Below are 14,935 nucleotides of genomic sequence, written 5' to 3'. Positions count from 1 at the left end.
CGGGTGGACCGGGGCGCACAGGTCAGGTGGTGGAGGTGCCGGGAATCGAACCCGGGTCCTTCGCCGCCTTGTCAGGGCTTCTCCGAGCGCAGCTCGCTGTGCCTCTACTCGGCCCCTCCGATCACGCGAGCGAGTCGGTGTGACGGGCCCAGTCGCTGATTGATCTCGCCGCACGGACCCCGCGACCGGGTCCGGTTGGCCAGCCTTCTAGCTGATGCCGGCTAACTGGGTCGAAGGCGCTCCCAGGCCGACAGACTTGCTACTCGCCTCAGGCGGCGAGAGCGAAGTCAGCGCGATTGTTCTTGGCGCTTATTGGTTTCCGACGAACGATTCTCGAGACGACGTCGGCTTCCTCGGCTCGCTTCCCCTGCCGCAACGTACGAAGTCGAAACCAGTCACCCCCTCGACGGGCTGCCCCTGTCGGCAGCAACACCAAGCCTAACGCCTGGCGCAACCGGATTCATTCCGAGGCCGGCCGGAAGCCGGCACCCGGACAAACCGGAAGTTTCACTCAGTCATGCCCTTGCCGCGCCGGCCCACCACCCGGGCGATCTCCCGGTCGGCGTCCCGCTTGGCCAGGTCCTGGCGCTTGTCGTAGGACTTCTTACCCCGGGCCAGGCCGATCTCCACCTTCGCCCAGCCGTCGGAGAAGTAGACCTGCAGCGGCACCATGGTGAGACCGCTCTCCCTGGTCTTGCCGACCAGCCGGTCGATCTCCAGCCGTTTGAGCAGCAGCTTCCGGGTCCGCCGGGGCTCGTGGTTGGTCCAGGTGCCCTGGGTGTACTCCGGGATGTGCATGCCGTGCAGGTAGAGCTCGCCGTCGCGTTCCTGGGCGAACGCGTCGACCAGCGACGCCCGCCCGGCCCGCAGCGACTTGACCTCGGTGCCGGTCAGCGACATGCCCGCCTCGTACGTGTCGAGGATGGCGTAGTCGTGCCGCGCCTTCTTGTTGGAGGCGACCACCTTGCGACCCTTTTCCCGTGGCATCGGCGCCACCTCCCTTCCGATCGCGGAGCGCGGATCATGCTACCGGAAACACAAGGACCCTCCCGCGCGGTTTATTCCGCGCGGGAGGGTCCTTGGAGAGCCGTACCGGTAACTAGACCCGCAGGTAGAAGCGGAGCGTGACCCAGGCGGTGACCGCGCTGACCACGCCACCGACGGCGGCCATCAGCGGGAACGTCAGGAAGATGTCGGACCAGGAGATCGGGGTGATGAGGCCCTCCAGGGCCGCCATCGAACTCCCCGCCGCCAGTGTCTTCAAGGCGATCAACGCGATGAGGCCGAGGATCGAGCCGATCAGACCGGCGACCACCGCCTCCAGCACGAACGGCGCCTGGATGAACCAGTTGGAGGCGCCGACCAGCTTCATGACCGCGACCTCACGCCGCTTGCTGTACGCGGCCACCTGGATGGTGTTCGCGACCAGCAGGAGGGCGGCGACCGCCATGACGATCGCGATGGCCAACGCGCCGTTCTGGAAGCCGGTGAGCACGCCGAAGACCTTGTCGAGGAGTTTGCTCTGGTCGACGATCGTGTCGATGCCCTCGGAGGTCTTGTACTCGTCGTAGATCTTCTTGTACTGCTCCGGGTTGACCAGCGTGAGCCGGAACGACTCGGGGAGCTGGTCGGGCTTGACCGCGTTGACCAGGTCGGGCGCGTCCGCGTACATCTGCTGGAAGCGCTTGTACGCCTCGTCCTTGTTGACGTACGTGACGTCCTTGATCATCGGGTCGGCCTTGAGCTTGGTCTCCAGGTCGGTCCGCTGCTGCTCGTTGGCGTCGGACTTCAGGAAGATCGAGACCTGGACGTTCTCGTAGTAGAGGTCCTTCATGTCGCCGACCTTCTGGTACAGAAGGCCGCTGCCGCCCAACATGAACAGCGACACCGCCATGGTGATGATCATGGCGAGAGTCATGGTGACGTTGCGCCACAGTCCGACCAGTACCTCGGACAGGACGTATTTCATCCGCATCGGGAAATTCCTCCGGCTCTCCGGCGTGAGGTGTTCGTCGTCAGGGGCTGCGGGTCGTCAGCGGCTCAGCCGTAGACGCCGCGGGCCTGGTCGCGCACGATGCGGCCGCTCTCGATCTCGATGACGCGGCGGCGCATCTGGTTCACGATGTTGGAGTCGTGCGTGACCATCACGACGGTCGTGCCGGTGCGGTTGATCCGGTCCAGCAGGCGCATGATCTCGATCGAGGTGTCCGGGTCCAGGTTTCCGGTGGGCTCGTCCGCCAGCAGGATCAGCGGCCGGTTCACGAACGCCCGGGCCACCGCGACACGCTGCTGCTCACCACCGGAGAGCTCGTGGGGGTAGCGGTGCTCCTTCCCACCGAGACCGACCAGCTCCAGCACCTCCGGAACGACCCGGCGGGCAACCGCCTTGGTCTTGCCGATCACCTCCAACGCGAACGCCACGTTCTCGTAGGCGGTGCGGTTCGGCAGGAGCCGGAAGTCCTGGAAGACACAGCCGATGGAACGCCGGAAGTGGGGTCGCTTCCAGGAACGCATCGACGTGACGTCCTTGCCGTTGACGATGACCCGCCCCTTGTTGGGGGTGACCTCGTGCAGCAGCATCTTGATGATCGTGGACTTGCCGGAGCCGGATGGACCGATGAAGAAGACGAACTCGCCCTTCTCGATCGAGACGGACACGTTGTCGAGCGAAGGCCGGGACGCCTTCGGGTACGTCTTCGTCACTTGCTCAAGCTGAATCACGGGTCGAGAGTCTACGCGGTGTAACCAGAGAGCCAAGCCCCCCGCCCCTCCGAAGCGGGTCGCGTCGTCGATTCAGCCGGTCAGAAAGAGATCGATGACGCGCTGCGTTCGAGATCGATCACGCACCGTCAGCGGAGAGCTGCTGCTGCTTCCGCCAGCGGATACCCGCCTCGATGAAGCTGTCCAGCTCGCCGTCGAAGACCGCGGACGGATTGCCCGTCTCCTGCTCGGTCCGCAGATCCTTCACCATCTGATAAGGGTGCAGAACGTACGAGCGCATCTGGTCGCCCCAGGAGCCGGCGGCGTCGGTCTTCAGGCCCTGCATCTTGGCCTGCTCCTCCTGCCGCTTGCGCTCCAGCAGCCGGGCCTGGAGCACCCGCAGCGCGGACGCCTTGTTCTGCAGCTGGGACTTCTCGTTCTGACAGGTGACCACGATGCCGGTCGGGATGTGGGTGATCCGGACCGCCGAGTCGGTGGTGTTGACGCTCTGCCCGCCCGGGCCGGAGGAGCGGTAGACGTCGATCCGCATCTCGTTCTCGGGGATGTCGATGTGGTCGGTCTGCTCCACCACCGGCAGCACCTCGACCCCGGCGAAGCTGGTCTGCCGGCGGCCCTGGTTGTCGAACGGGCTGATCCGGACCAGCCGGTGGGTGCCGGACTCCACGCTCAGCGTGCCGAACGCGTAGGGCACCTTGACCGTGAAGGTGGCGGACTTGAGGCCCGCCTCCTCGGCGTACGAGGTCTCGTAGACCTCCGTCGGGTAGCCGTGCCGCTCGGCCCAGCGCAGGTACATGCGGAGCAGCATCTCGGCGAAGTCCGCCGCGTCCACGCCGCCGGCGCCGGCCCGGATGGCGACCAGCGCCTCCCGGGAGTCGTACTCGCCGGAGAGCAGGGTGCGGACCTCCATCTCCTGGATGGCCTTGGTCAGCCCGGTGATCTCCGCCTCGACCTCGGCGAGGGCGCCGGGGTCGGACTCGTCCTGGGCCAGCTCCAGCAGCACCCCGGCGTCGTCGAGCCCGGAGCGGAGACTGCCGAGCTTGGAGATCTCGCCGTTGACGTACGACAGCTGCGACGTCACCTGCTGCGCCTTGGCCTGGTCGTCCCACAGGTCCGGCGCGGAGGCCTCCTGCTCCAGGCGGGCCTTCTGCTCGCGCAGCTTGTCGAGGTCGAGCACGGCCTCGATGTTGCGCAGGGTGGCGTCGAGTTCCTTGAGCTGTTCGGCGTAATCGGCAGCGGTCACGACAGACAAGCCTACTGCGCGTGCGAGGAGTGAGCTTGCGAGCCCCGCAGTGACGCGCGAAAAGTCGCGCTGCCTACGTCGCCCGAGCTGCGGCAGGTGGTCAGCCGACCGGGGCGCTCTTGAGCCAGGACAGCGCCGCCCGGTGGTAGGCGACGGCGAACTCCAGCGCGCTGGCGTCGTAGTCGTCGCCTTCCTTCTTGGCGTTCTTGACCTGCTCGCGCACCGCCGCCAGGGCCTCGGTGTGGTATTCGTTCGCCGACGCGTAGAGGTTCTTGAGCTGGCTCGCCGAGTGCAGGTTGCCGAAGGCGATCCGTAGCGCTATCGGGTTACGGATGGTGTCCCGGCCCGGGTTCTCCGTGAGCCAGCGGGAGAATGTCCGTTTTCCGGCCGCCGTGATCGCATACGGCTGGCTCAACCGCGGCCCGGGCTTGCCGAGCCGCACCAGACCCTTCTCGGCCAGGACCGGAAGCTCGCGGTAGACCTGGCTACGGGTCATCGACCAGTACGGCGCCAGCCGGCGCTCGGCGGCGGCCATCAGTTGGCCGCCTGTCATCGGGCCGTCGTGCAGCAGGCCCAGCAGGGCCGCCGCCGTCGGGTTGACTCCGGATTCCGCCATGCCCTCTAAGCTGCCACTTTGTCGGACCTGGCGTCCAGGATTTGCCGTTTTCGCCACCCGTTGGGTCGTCCGATGTGCACTGTCGGCCGACGACAGTCCGCCGGGGACGTCCGGACCCTCCCCCGCCCGGCCGGTCGCCGGTGACGCTGGGTGCGCCACCGGCGACCGCGCGCAGGTCAGCCCATGTGCGGGTAGCCGTGCTCGGTCGGCGGCACGAAGGTCTCCTTGATCGTCCGCGGCGACGTCCAGCGGACCAGGTTGTGCCAGGAGCCGGCCTTGTCGTTGGTGCCGCTGGCCCGGGCGCCGCCGAACGGCTGCTGCCCGACCACCGCGCCGGTCGGCTTGTCGTTGATGTAGAAGTTGCCGGCCGCGTACCGCATCTTCTCGGCCACCTGGTCGACCACCCGGCGGTCGGTCGCGAAGATCGACCCGGTCAGCGCGTACGGCGCGATCGACTCGGCCTGGTGGACCACCTCGTCGAAGCGGGCGTCGTCGAAGACGTGCACGCCGAGGATCGGGCCGAAGTACTCGGTGGTGAACGTCTCGTGCGCGGCGTCCGAGCACTCGAAGAGCGTCGGCCGGACGAAGTAGCCGACCGAGTCGTCGGCGGTCCCGCCGGCCAGGATCTTGCAGCTGTCGTCGCCCTTGATCAGCTCCAGCGCGGCGGCGTGCCGGCCGAACGCCTTGTCGTCGATCACCGCCCCACCGAAGTTGCTGAAGTCGGTGACGTCGCCGTAGGTGAGCGAGTCGGCGGTGGCGGCCAGCCGGTCGCGCAGCCCGCCCTCCCACATGGACCGGGGGATGTACGCCCGGGAGGCGGCCGAGCACTTCTGGCCCTGGTACTCGTATGCGCCCCGGATCAGCGCGGTGTGCAGGGCGTCCACGTCGGCGCTGGTGTGCGCGACCACGAAGTCCTTGCCGCCGGTCTCGCCGACCAGCCGCGGGTAGCCCCGGTAGCGGGCGATGTTGTCGCCGACCGTCTTCCACAGGTGCTGGAAGACCTTGGTGGAGCCGGTGAAGTGGATGCCGGCCAGGTCGGGGTCGGCGAGCACGACGTCGGAGACCTCCTCGCCGCGCCCCGTGACCATGTTGATCACGCCGGGCGGCAGGCCGGCCGCCTCGAACAGCCGCATGGTGAAGTGGGCGGCGAACTGCTGGGTCGGGCCCGGCTTCCAGACCACGGTGTTGCCGAGCAGCGCCGGGGCCGAGGGCAGGTTGCCGGCGATCGCGGTGAAGTTGAACGGGGTGACCGCGTAGACGAAGCCCTCCAGGGGCCGGTGGTCGAAGCGGTTCCACACGCCCGGCGAGGACATCGGCTGCTCGGCGAGGAGCTTGCGGGCGAAGTAGACGTTGAACCGGAGGAAGTCGATCAGCTCGCACGCCGCGTCGATCTCGGCCTGGACCACCGTCTTCGACTGGCCCAGCATGGTGGCCGCGTTGAGCGTGTCGCGCCAGGGGCCGGAGAGCAGGTCGGCGGCGCGCAGGAAGATCGCGGCGCGCTCCTCGAACGGCAGCGCCCGCCACATCGGCGCGGCGTCCTTGGCGGCCTTGACCGCGGCACGGGCGTCGTCGTGGGTGGCGTGGCCGGTCACGCCGAGCACGTGGGCGTGCCGGTGCGGCTGGACCACGTCGATCGGGTCGCCGGCGGCCATCCGCTGCTCGCCGGCGATGGTCATCGGCAGGTCGATCCGCTCGGCGGCCAGGTCGGTGAGCCGCCGCTGGAGCCGCTCCCGCTCGGCGCTGCCGGGCTCGTAGGTGTGGACCGGCTCGTTGCGCGGCTCGGGTACGGAGAACACGGCGTCCATCACAGGCTCCTGTGCGATCTCGACGGCGGTGGCGAAACCGGACCCGCGGGCGGCCGGCCGGGTGGCCGGGCTGCCGGGCGCCGCGCGCGGGGTACCGGTCGCGGCGGCGGGACCTCGGCCAATTCTTCCATGCGGAGGGGCCGGCCCCGCCTCCACCGCCCCGGTTCCGGGCCGCCTCGGCCGGCGCACCCGGACGCAACCCCGCACACCGGACCGTAGGCGACAAGCCGCCCGCCCCGACGAATCCTCGGCCCTATCCGACGGTCGCCTGCGATCCGTCACCCTGCGCTCGGCGCGCCCAGGATCGACAGCGCCGGCCCGCCGGGCCGGGAGGGGTACCCGGCGGGCCGCGTACCCTGGATGACCGGTGACCTGCCCGGCCGTCGCGGCCGATCCGGCGTCCGTCGAGAGGGAGACGATGAGCAAGCAGCCCGGCAGCTCCACGGCCGCGGAGCCGGACCAGCCCGCCACCGAGCGGACGGTCACGCCGGCCGGATCCCCCTCGGACGGCACCGCCGGGGCCACGCCCGCGGGCGGCCGCCTCGCACCCGCGCCCGGCGCCCTGGTGCTGGCCGTGCTGTCGCTCGGCTGGCTGGCCGCCATGCTCTGGTCCACTCGGGCGGCGATCACCTCGGCCGCGGCCGGGGTGACCGCACTCAGCCTCTCCGCGTACGCCCTGCCCGGCGTGATCACGGCCGCGCTGGTCGCCGGCGCCGCGGTCGCCCTGGCGGCGACCAACCGGCTGGACCGGGCCACCCTGCGCTTCCTCGTCGCCGTCGGCGCCGGCCTGCTGGTCGGGCTCGCCGCCGCGGTCGCCGTCAACCTGACGTACGCCGACAACGCGACCACCAACACCATCGCCGGCACCACCGCCGCCGCCGCGATCATCGGTGGGGCGGCGGCCGGGGCGCGCAACGCCCGGGTGGTCGGCGCGGTCGGCGCCGCCACGCTGGGCGCGCAGGTCTTCGTGGTGCTGTTCAGCCGTGCCCGGGACCCGCTCTCCGACCTGTTCGGCGCCGGGGACACCCAGCAGTCGATGCTCGACGCCGCGAAGTGGGTCTCCCGGACCGAGTCCCTGCTCGCCGGGCTGATCGCCGGCCTGGTGGCGTACCTCTACCTGGCCTGGGCCCGCCGCCGCGCCGAGCGCCGGGACGGCGCCGTCGCGGAGCTGCGCTGGCCCGCGTACCTCGTGGCCGGGGCGGGCGCGGGCCTGCTCCTGCTGCTCACCGAGGTGATCATCCGGGTCGGCGGGCGCGGGCTGCTCGACCTGGCCGCCGCGCTCAGCGAGGCGGACCAGGTGGCGCAGACGGCGCTCGGCACCTCGCGGGTGGACAACGGCATCTGGGTGCTGTTCGTGGGGGCCCTCACCGCGCTCGTCCTGTTCGGCCGCACCCTCGGCCCGCGCGCCGTGGACGACGAGGACGAGTCCGGCTCCTGAGGCCCGGGGGCGTCAGGAGGCCTGGCGCAGCAGCAGGTCCAGCTCGGTCACGTCGTACCACTCCAGCTCGTGGTCCTCGGCCCCGTCGACGGTGAACTGGGCGTCCGGGTCACCGGCCTGCGCCTCGGCCACCACCTCGGCGGCGGCGGCCACGTCGTCGACCGCGTCGCCGCCGTCCACGTGGATGGCGGCGACGGACTTCACCGGCACCGGCCCGGCGAGCCGGACCACGCTGGAGCCCAGCTCGCCGCCGACCCGGCCGACCGCTCGGGCCGGCAGGTCCACCGAGACGACGACCCGCCGGCGGGGCGCGGCCGGATCGGCCCGGAGCAGCAGCAGGGCTTCCTGGGCGGCCCGAGTGAAGGCCACGTACTCCAGCTCCTCCTCGTCGCCCTCGGCGTACCACTCCCGCAGCTCCGGGGTGACCGCGTGCGCCTCCTCGCCGGCGAGGCCCTCCTCGCGCAGCCGGGCCAGCATGGGGACGGTCGCCGGCACGTACACCCGGACAAGCTCGTCGGTCACCGGTCTCTCCCCGCCCTCAGGCCGCCGGCCGGCGGACGCCGGCTCCGGGCGCCGATCATGCCGTACGCCGTGACCGTCATACACCCGGCACCCGCCGCGGAGAAGTTCCACGCCGGTGTGTCCCCCGGTCGGATTCGCCGCGCCGCGCCTGGGGCGATCCGGCCCGTGATGGCAAACTGAAGCAAACGTAGCCAACCCCGGGAGTCACCGTGGAGCCGAGGTTCCTGCTGCTGTCCGACGTGGCCGCCGAGCTGAACGTCTCGGACTCGCAGGTCTACCACATGGTGCGCAGCGGAGAGCTGCCCGCCATCAAGATCGGCGGCCGGGGGCAGTGGCGCGTGGAGCGCGCCCAACTGGAGGAGTACATCCAGCGGAAGTACGCCGAGACCGCCGAGTGGGTACGCGGCAACCCGCTGACCGATCGCGACGTGGAGTAACCGCCGGATGGCACACCGGCATTGACGGCGGGCGTTGCCTGCCCGAGAATGAGAAACCATCGGAGGCAAACGAAAGCAAACGCAACGAACAGGGGTTGAGGATGGTCGACACCCGCCGCCCGTCGGCACCGCGTCCCCCCGTCCGGCTCCGCCCCGCGCCGCCGCTCGACCCGCCCTGCACCGACCAGGACCCGTCCTGGGGCGACACCTGGGGCCACGTGGACCAGCTCGCCCTCGACCTCTTCGACCCGCGCCGCCGGGATCCCGACCGCCCCGCCGGCCGGGGCGCCGACGTCCGGCCGGTGCCGGCCGGGCCGGGGCGCCCGGCGGGTCCTCCGCCGGCCGCCCTGGTGACCGCGACCCCCGAGGCGGCCCGGGCTGCGCACCGGTTCGTCCGCACCTTCCTGGAGATCGTCAACGGCTACCGCCCGCCCGGGCAGCTCCGCCCGCTGTGCCTACCCGAGGCCGCCGCCCGGGTGACCGCCGAGCTGACCCGCGCCGCCCGCCGGGTCGGCCCCGCACGCCGCCGCACCGGCCGGCCGGTCCTCCACCTCCGCCGGCTGCGGGTCTGCGAACCCCGGACCGGCGCGGTCGAGGCCGCCGCCGTCCTCGCCGGCGCCGGTGGCGCGAGCTGGGCCGTCGCCCTGCGCCTGGAGCACCGCCGCGGCACCTGGCTCTGCACCGTCCTCGACGCCCTCTGATCCCTGCCCGCCCCGGTGGGTGCAGACGGCGACGGGCCCCGGCCGGTGGCCGGGGCCCGTCGGGGCTGCTGCGGAGCGGGTCAGTTGCCGCCGTTGGGGGCGCCGTGGCAGCGCTTGTACTTGCGGCCGGAGCCGCACGGGCAGGGCGCGTTGCGGGACGGGCCCTCGCCGGCGCCGTCGACCTGGCCGGGCGCGGCCCGCCGGGCCGTGCTCGCCGCGACCGCCTGGCCGCTCATCCCGGCCGTCGACCGGCGCGGGGTGGAGGCGGCGGGACGCTCCGACGTCTCGGGGCGGCCGATGCCGAGCGCCGGCGCCTGCTCCTCGGCGCGCTCGAGCACCGGCGCGCCACGGCCGGCCTCGCCGTCGACCGAGGGCGCCGAATACTGCAGGCCCTGCTGCTGCGGGGTGCGGTTGAGACCCTTGGCCCGGATCTCCACCGGCTTCTCCAGCAGCTCCACCTCCTCGGCCTCCGGCGCGGGCTCCTCGACCTGCACCTCGAGGTTGTAGAGGAAGCCGACCGTCTCCTCCTTGATGCCGTCCATCATGGTGGCGAACATGTCGAAGCCCTCGCGCTGGTACTCGATGACCGGGTCGCGCTGGGCGTACGCCCGCAGGCTGATGCCCTCCTGGAGGTAGTCCATCTCGTAGAGGTGCTCGCGCCACTTGCGGTCGATCACCTGGAGCAGGACCATCCGCTCGAGTTGGCGGACGGCTTCCTCGCCGAGCTGCTCCTCGCGCCGGTCGTACGCGGCGTTCGCGTCCTCCTTGAGGCGGGCGAGCAGGAAGTCCTGGTCGAGGCCGGCCCGGGAGCCCACCTCCTCCTCCAGCTCGTCGACGGTGATGCCCACCGGGTAGAGCTGCTTGAGGTTGGACCAGAGCTGCTCGAGGTCCCAGTCCTCGGCGTAGCCGTCGCTCGTGGCACCCACCACGTACGCACCGACCACATCGTCGATCATGTTGCGGACCTGCTCGGAGAGGTCCTCGCCGTTGAGCACCCGGAGGCGCTCGGCGTAGATCACCTGGCGCTGCTTGTTGAGCACCTCGTCGTACTTGAGGACGTTCTTCCGGATCTCGGCGTTCTGGCCCTCGATCTGGGCCTGCGCGCTCTTGATCTGGCGGGTGACCATCTTCGACTCGATGGGCACGTCCTCCGGAATGTTGAAGCGGTCCATCACCGCCTCGACGGCACCGGCCCGGAAGCGCTTCATCAGGTCGTCCTGCAGCGAGAGGTAGAACCGGGACTCGCCCGGGTCACCCTGCCGGCCGGCGCGACCACGCAGCTGGTTGTCGATCCGGCGCGACTCGTGCCGCTCGGTGCCCAGCACGTAGAGGCCACCGGCGGCGGCCACCTCCTCCGCCTCGGCGTCGCAGGCCTGCTTCCACGTGGGCAGGACCTCCTCCATGGCCTTGGCGTACTCCTCGGGCTGCTCGACCGGGTCGAGGCCGCGCTGGCGCAGCTCGTTGGCCGCGAGGAACTCGGCGTTGCCGCCGAGCAGGATGTCGGTGCCGCGGCCGGCCATGTTGGTGGCCACGGTGACCGCGCCCTTGCGCCCGGCCTGGGCGACGATCTCCGCCTCCTTGGCGTGGAACTTGGCGTTCAGCACCGAGTGCGGGATGCCCCGGCGGCGCAGCATGTGGGAGAGGATCTCGGAGTTCTCCACCGAGACCGTGCCGACCAGCACCGGCTGGCCCTGCTCGTGCCGCTCGGCGATGTCCTCGACCACGGCGTTGAACTTGGCCTTCTCGGTCTTGTAGATGACGTCCGCCCGGTCGAGGCGGACCATCGGCCGGTGCGTCGGGATGGTCACGACGCCGACCTTGTAGACCTTGTTGAACTCGCTCGCCTCGGTCTGGGCCGTGCCGGTCATGCCGGACAGCTTCTCGTAGAGGCGGAAGTAGTTCTGGAGGGTGATGGTGGCCAGGGTCTGGTTCTCCTGCTTGATCTCCACCCCCTCCTTGGCCTCGATCGCCTGGTGCATGCCCTCGTTGTAGCGGCGGCCGTGCAGGATGCGGCCGGTGAACTCGTCGACGATGAGGACCTCGCCGTCGCTGACGATGTAGTCCTTGTCGCGCTTGTAGAGCTCCTTGGCCTTGATCGCGTTGTTCATGTAGCCGACGAGCGGGGTGTTGACCGACTCGTAGAGGTTGTCGATGCCGAGCCGGTCCTCGATCTTGGCGACACCGCGCTCGGTGATGGCGATCGTGCGCTTGGCGTGGTCGACCTCGTAGTCGCCCTCGCCGTCGGTGCCCGGCTGGAGGCGGGCCACCACGGAGGCGAACTCCTGGTACCAGCGGGCGGAGTGCTCGGCCGGGCCGGAGATGATCAACGGGGTCCGCGCCTCGTCGATGAGGATCGAGTCGACCTCGTCGACCACCGCGAAGAAGTGGCCGCGCTGGACCAGCTCCTCCCGCGACCACGCCATGTTGTCGCGCAGGTAGTCGAAGCCGAACTCGTTGTTCGTGCCGTAGGTGATGTCGCACTCGTAGGCCGCGCGGTGCTCGGTGGCCGGGCGGTTGGGCAGCACCACGCCCACGGTGAGGCCGAGGAACTCGTGCACCCGGCCCATCCAGGCGGCGTCGCGCTCGGCCAGGTAGTCGTTCACGGTGATCACGTGCACGCCCTTGCCGGCGAGCGCGTTCAGGTAGACCGGCATGACCGAGGTGAGGGTCTTGCCCTCACCGGTCTTCATCTCGGCGATGTTGCCGAAGTGCAGCGCCGCGCCACCCATCACCTGGACGTCGTACGGCCGCTGGCCGAGCACGCGGGCGGCGGCCTCCCGGCACACCGCGAACGCCTCGGGCAGCAGGTCGTCGAGGGTTTCACCGTCGGCGAGCCGCTCCCTGAACTGGTCGGTCATGTCCCGCAGCTCGTCGTCGCTGAGGTTGACGTAGTCGTCCTCGATCGAGTTGACGGCGGCGGCGATGGCCTTGAGCCGGCGCACCATACGGCCCGCGCCCGCGCTAAGGACCTTTTCCAGAATCGACACGGATCAACGCTCCCCTAGACAGTCTCGAACCATCGTAGGCGCTCCGGCGCGGCGATGGTCACTGGTGGCGGTGGTCCGGAGCCGCGAACCCGACATAACGCCGAGCGCGGGCGCTGAGCGGCGGTAATCGGGTTACGCCGTCCGCGAACGATCCGGCACGATGGCTCGGGTGGAGCCTGTGGAGATCATCGAGGACGGCCTGCTGCTGCGACCCTGGCGGGCGGAGGACGCCGACGCGGTGTACCGCGCCTGCCAGGATCCGGACATCCAGCGCTGGACCACCGTACCTCGCCCGTACCTGCCCGAACACGCCCTGGGATACGTGACCACGATCAGCGGGACGGCCTGGGCGGACGGCACCGAGGCGCTGTTCGCGGTCTGCGACGCGGACACCGGCGAGCTGCTCGCCTCCTGCGGCCTCGTGTCGATCGATCGCGGCCTGGACTCCGCCGAGGTGGGCTACTGGACCGCGCCCTGGGCTCGCGGCCGGGGCGTCGCGGCGCGGGCCACCCGGGCGGTCGCCCGCTGGGCGTTCGACGCGCTCAAGCTGCGCCGGGTGATCTGGCAGGCGGAGATCGGCAACCACGCCTCCCGGCTGGTCGCGCTCCGGGCCGGCTTCCGGGTCGAGGGCGAGCTACGGCTGGCCCACCCCTCGGTCGGCGGCCGGCCGGAGGCCTGGATCGGCTCCCTGCTGCCGCACGAGCTGGGGGCACCGGGCGAGCCCTTCCGCTACGGCCCGGACACCCTGGAGGCCCGCCGCGCGGCGGTCTTCGGCCGGCCCCAGCCGGTCCTGTTCGCCACGGCCGGCGCCACCGAGCTGCGACTGCGCCCGCTCGAGGAGGGCGACATCGACGCGCTCGTCACCACCTGCCGGGACGAGGACACCATCCGCTGGACCACGGTGCCGCACCCGTACCAGCGGGAGCACGCCGAGAGCTTCCTTCGGGACATCGCCGAGGCGGCCTGGGCCCGGGGCACCGGCGCCTCCTACGCGGTCGCCGATGCCGACGACCGCTACCTCGCCTCGATCGACCTGCGCATCTCCCCCGGCGGCCCGCTCGTCGCCGACGTCGGCTTCATGACCGCGCCGTACGCCCGGGGCCGGGGCTACCTGCCGGCCGCGCTGACCGCACTCTGCGCCTGGGGCTTCACCACGCTCGGGCTGGCCCGGATCGAATGGCGGGCCAACGTCGGCAACACCGCGTCCCGCCGGGCCGCCGAGAAGGCCGGGTTCACGGTCGAGGGCACCCTCCGCGGCGGCGTCCAGCACCGCGGGGAACGGCAGGACGTCTGGATCGGCGGGCTGCTCCCGCAGGACCTGCGGTGACCCCGGAGATCATCGAGGCGTACGGGGTGCGGCTGCGGCGGGACCGGCTCACCGACCTGGCGGACACGGCCACCGCCTGCGCCGACCCGCTCACCCAGCGGTTCCTGCCCGGCCTGCCCGACCCGTACACCGAGGAGAGCGCCCGGTGGTGGATCACCGAGGGCGCACCGGCGGCCTGGGCTGCCGGCGGCGCGGCGTACGCGATCGCCGACCCGGCCACCGACCGGCTGATCGGCGCGGCCGGCCTCAGCCACCCGGTGGCGGAGCGCGGGCAGGCGGAGATCGGCTTCTGGGTCGCGCCGTGGGCGCGCGGCCGGGGCGTCGCCACGGCCGCCACCCGCGCGCTGGCCGAGGCGGCCTTCGCCGCCGGCACCGTCCGGCTCGAACTGCTCGCCCAGGAGGAGAACGCGGCGAGCCAGCGGGTGGCGCTGGCCGCCGGGTTCCGGCACGAGGGGGTACGCCGGTCGGCCGGCCAGGGTCGGGACGGTCGGCACGACCTTGCCGTCTGGGTACGCCTCGCCGACGACCCGCCCGGGCCGACCGCCCGGCTGCTGCCGGACCTGCCCGAGGGCCGGCTCACCGACGGCGTGGTGACGCTGCGCCGGCTCGGGCCGGCGGACGCCGAGGCGCTGTACCGGCTGCACACGCTGCCGGAGGTGGTGGCGAACCGGGTGCCGCCGGCCCCGCCGACGCGGGAGTCGGTCGAGCGGCGGTGCCGCCGCGCGGAGAGCCACTGGCTGGCCGGCCGCTCGGCCGACCTCGCCGTCCTGGACGCGTCCAGCGGCGCCGTGGTGGGCGGCTGCGCGCTCGTGTACGACGAACCGAGCACCGGCCAGGCCATGCTCGGCTACAGCCTGCTGCCCGAGGCGCGCGGTCGGGGGTTGGCCACCCGGGCGGTGGGCCTCGTGGCCGGCTGGGCCTTCGACGCCGGGCTGGCCCGGCTCTGGGCCGGCACCCGGCCGGAGAACATCGCCTCGCAGCGGGTCCTGGAAAAGGCCGGCTTCGGTCGGGAGGGGCTGCTGCGCGGCCGGCTCCCCGGCCCGGACGGGACCCGGGTCGACTCGCTGATCTTCGGCCGGCTGCCCGGCGACCGCACCGGCTGACGGCGGAAGCCGCGGTGGTCGCCCACCACGGCTTCCGG

At 71.6% G+C, this 14,935-nt stretch carries 13 protein-coding genes and 1 other RNA gene; 5 read left to right on the top strand and 9 right to left on the bottom strand.

Features of this window, described 5'->3' with window-relative positions:
- Positions 1-27 precede the first annotated feature (27 nt).
- The 7 genes from ssrA to pruA form a co-directional block, all read right to left on the bottom strand.
- Positions 28-403, bottom strand: a transfer-messenger RNA (tmRNA) gene (gene ssrA, locus ACQP12_RS05080).
- Between the two features lie 104 nt (positions 404-507).
- Positions 508-987, bottom strand: coding sequence for an SsrA-binding protein SmpB (smpB, locus tag ACQP12_RS05075; RefSeq protein WP_357947394.1), 480 nt, complete (start codon positions 985-987; stop codon positions 508-510).
- Between the two features lie 112 nt (positions 988-1,099).
- Positions 1,100-1,975 (bottom strand): permease-like cell division protein FtsX, encoded by an 876-nt coding sequence (gene ftsX / locus ACQP12_RS05070; RefSeq protein ID WP_433285378.1) that lies wholly within the window; start codon positions 1,973-1,975, stop codon positions 1,100-1,102.
- Positions 1,976-2,040: 65 nt separating this feature from the next.
- Positions 2,041-2,721: a cell division ATP-binding protein FtsE gene (ftsE, locus tag ACQP12_RS05065; RefSeq protein ID WP_091259988.1), complete on the bottom strand. Its 681-nt coding sequence runs from the start codon at positions 2,719-2,721 to the stop codon at positions 2,041-2,043.
- 118 nt (positions 2,722-2,839) lie between these two features.
- A complete protein-coding gene (prfB, locus tag ACQP12_RS05060; RefSeq protein ID WP_433285376.1) occupies positions 2,840-3,961 on the bottom strand; it encodes a peptide chain release factor 2 in 1,122 nt (373 codons plus the stop codon).
- A 100-nt stretch (positions 3,962-4,061) separates the two neighbouring features.
- Positions 4,062-4,577, bottom strand: a complete 516-nt coding sequence (locus ACQP12_RS05055; protein WP_357947404.1) for a PadR family transcriptional regulator — start codon at positions 4,575-4,577, stop codon at positions 4,062-4,064.
- A 176-nt stretch (positions 4,578-4,753) separates the two neighbouring features.
- Positions 4,754-6,382, bottom strand: coding sequence for an L-glutamate gamma-semialdehyde dehydrogenase (gene pruA / locus ACQP12_RS05050; RefSeq protein ID WP_357947407.1), 1,629 nt, complete (start codon positions 6,380-6,382; stop codon positions 4,754-4,756).
- Between the two features lie 418 nt (positions 6,383-6,800).
- Between pruA and ACQP12_RS05045 the strand changes: the two genes are divergently transcribed.
- The gene (locus ACQP12_RS05045) at positions 6,801-7,820 is read left to right on the top strand and encodes a hypothetical protein (protein ID WP_433285374.1); all 1,020 of its coding nucleotides are present in this window, start codon (positions 6,801-6,803) and stop codon (positions 7,818-7,820) included.
- A gap of 12 nt (positions 7,821-7,832) precedes the next feature.
- Here the strand turns inward: ACQP12_RS05045 and ACQP12_RS05040 are convergent, their stop codons facing one another.
- Positions 7,833-8,342: a DUF6912 family protein gene (locus tag ACQP12_RS05040; RefSeq protein WP_357947413.1), complete on the bottom strand. Its 510-nt coding sequence runs from the start codon at positions 8,340-8,342 to the stop codon at positions 7,833-7,835.
- Between the two features lie 209 nt (positions 8,343-8,551).
- On the opposite strand from ACQP12_RS05040, the gene ACQP12_RS05035 reads away from it, so the two are divergent.
- Positions 8,552-8,779: a helix-turn-helix transcriptional regulator gene (locus ACQP12_RS05035; protein WP_355053957.1), complete on the top strand. Its 228-nt coding sequence runs from the start codon at positions 8,552-8,554 to the stop codon at positions 8,777-8,779.
- Positions 8,780-8,880: 101 nt separating this feature from the next.
- Complete coding sequence (locus ACQP12_RS05030; protein WP_433285371.1) at positions 8,881-9,480, top strand: Rv3235 family protein; 600 nt, start codon at positions 8,881-8,883, stop codon at positions 9,478-9,480.
- An 80-nt stretch (positions 9,481-9,560) separates the two neighbouring features.
- On the opposite strand, the gene secA is transcribed toward ACQP12_RS05030, so the two are convergent.
- Entirely contained in the window at positions 9,561-12,467 is a 2,907-nt protein-coding gene (gene secA, locus ACQP12_RS05025) for a preprotein translocase subunit SecA (RefSeq protein WP_433285369.1), read from the bottom strand.
- Between the two features lie 160 nt (positions 12,468-12,627).
- Here secA and ACQP12_RS05020 point away from each other — a divergent pair, with 160 nt between their 5' ends.
- Together ACQP12_RS05020 and ACQP12_RS05015 are read left to right on the top strand one after the other, a co-directional pair.
- Entirely contained in the window at positions 12,628-13,794 is a 1,167-nt protein-coding gene (locus ACQP12_RS05020; protein WP_433285367.1) for a GNAT family N-acetyltransferase, read from the top strand.
- Positions 13,791-14,897 carry a GNAT family N-acetyltransferase gene (locus ACQP12_RS05015; protein WP_433285365.1) on the top strand — a complete coding sequence of 369 codons (1,107 nt, stop codon included), beginning with the start codon at positions 13,791-13,793 and terminating at the stop codon, positions 14,895-14,897. The genes ACQP12_RS05020 and ACQP12_RS05015 overlap by 4 nt, the downstream gene beginning before the upstream one ends.
- Positions 14,898-14,935 lie beyond the last annotated feature (38 nt).

It is taken from the genome of Micromonospora sp. CA-244673, from assembly GCF_050948395.1.
Classification (GTDB): domain Bacteria; phylum Actinomycetota; class Actinomycetes; order Mycobacteriales; family Micromonosporaceae; genus Micromonospora.
This window is presented reverse-complemented; position numbering and strand designations above follow the sequence as displayed.

Excerpts from the sequence above, each read along its gene's own strand:
- smpB (WP_357947394.1), bottom strand. The coding sequence starts at position 987 with ATGCCACGGGAAAAGGGTCGCAAGGTGGTCGCCTCCAACAAGAAGGCG.
- ftsX (WP_433285378.1), bottom strand. The coding sequence starts at position 1,975 with ATGCGGATGAAATACGTCCTGTCCGAGGTACTGGTCGGACTGTGGCGC.
- ACQP12_RS05055 (WP_357947404.1), bottom strand. The coding sequence starts at position 4,577 with ATGGCGGAATCCGGAGTCAACCCGACGGCGGCGGCCCTGCTGGGCCTG.
- pruA (WP_357947407.1), bottom strand. The coding sequence starts at position 6,382 with ATGGACGCCGTGTTCTCCGTACCCGAGCCGCGCAACGAGCCGGTCCAC.
- ACQP12_RS05045 (WP_433285374.1), top strand. The coding sequence starts at position 6,801 with ATGAGCAAGCAGCCCGGCAGCTCCACGGCCGCGGAGCCGGACCAGCCC.
- ACQP12_RS05030 (WP_433285371.1), top strand. The coding sequence starts at position 8,881 with ATGGTCGACACCCGCCGCCCGTCGGCACCGCGTCCCCCCGTCCGGCTC.
- ACQP12_RS05020 (WP_433285367.1), top strand. The coding sequence starts at position 12,628 with ATGGCTCGGGTGGAGCCTGTGGAGATCATCGAGGACGGCCTGCTGCTG.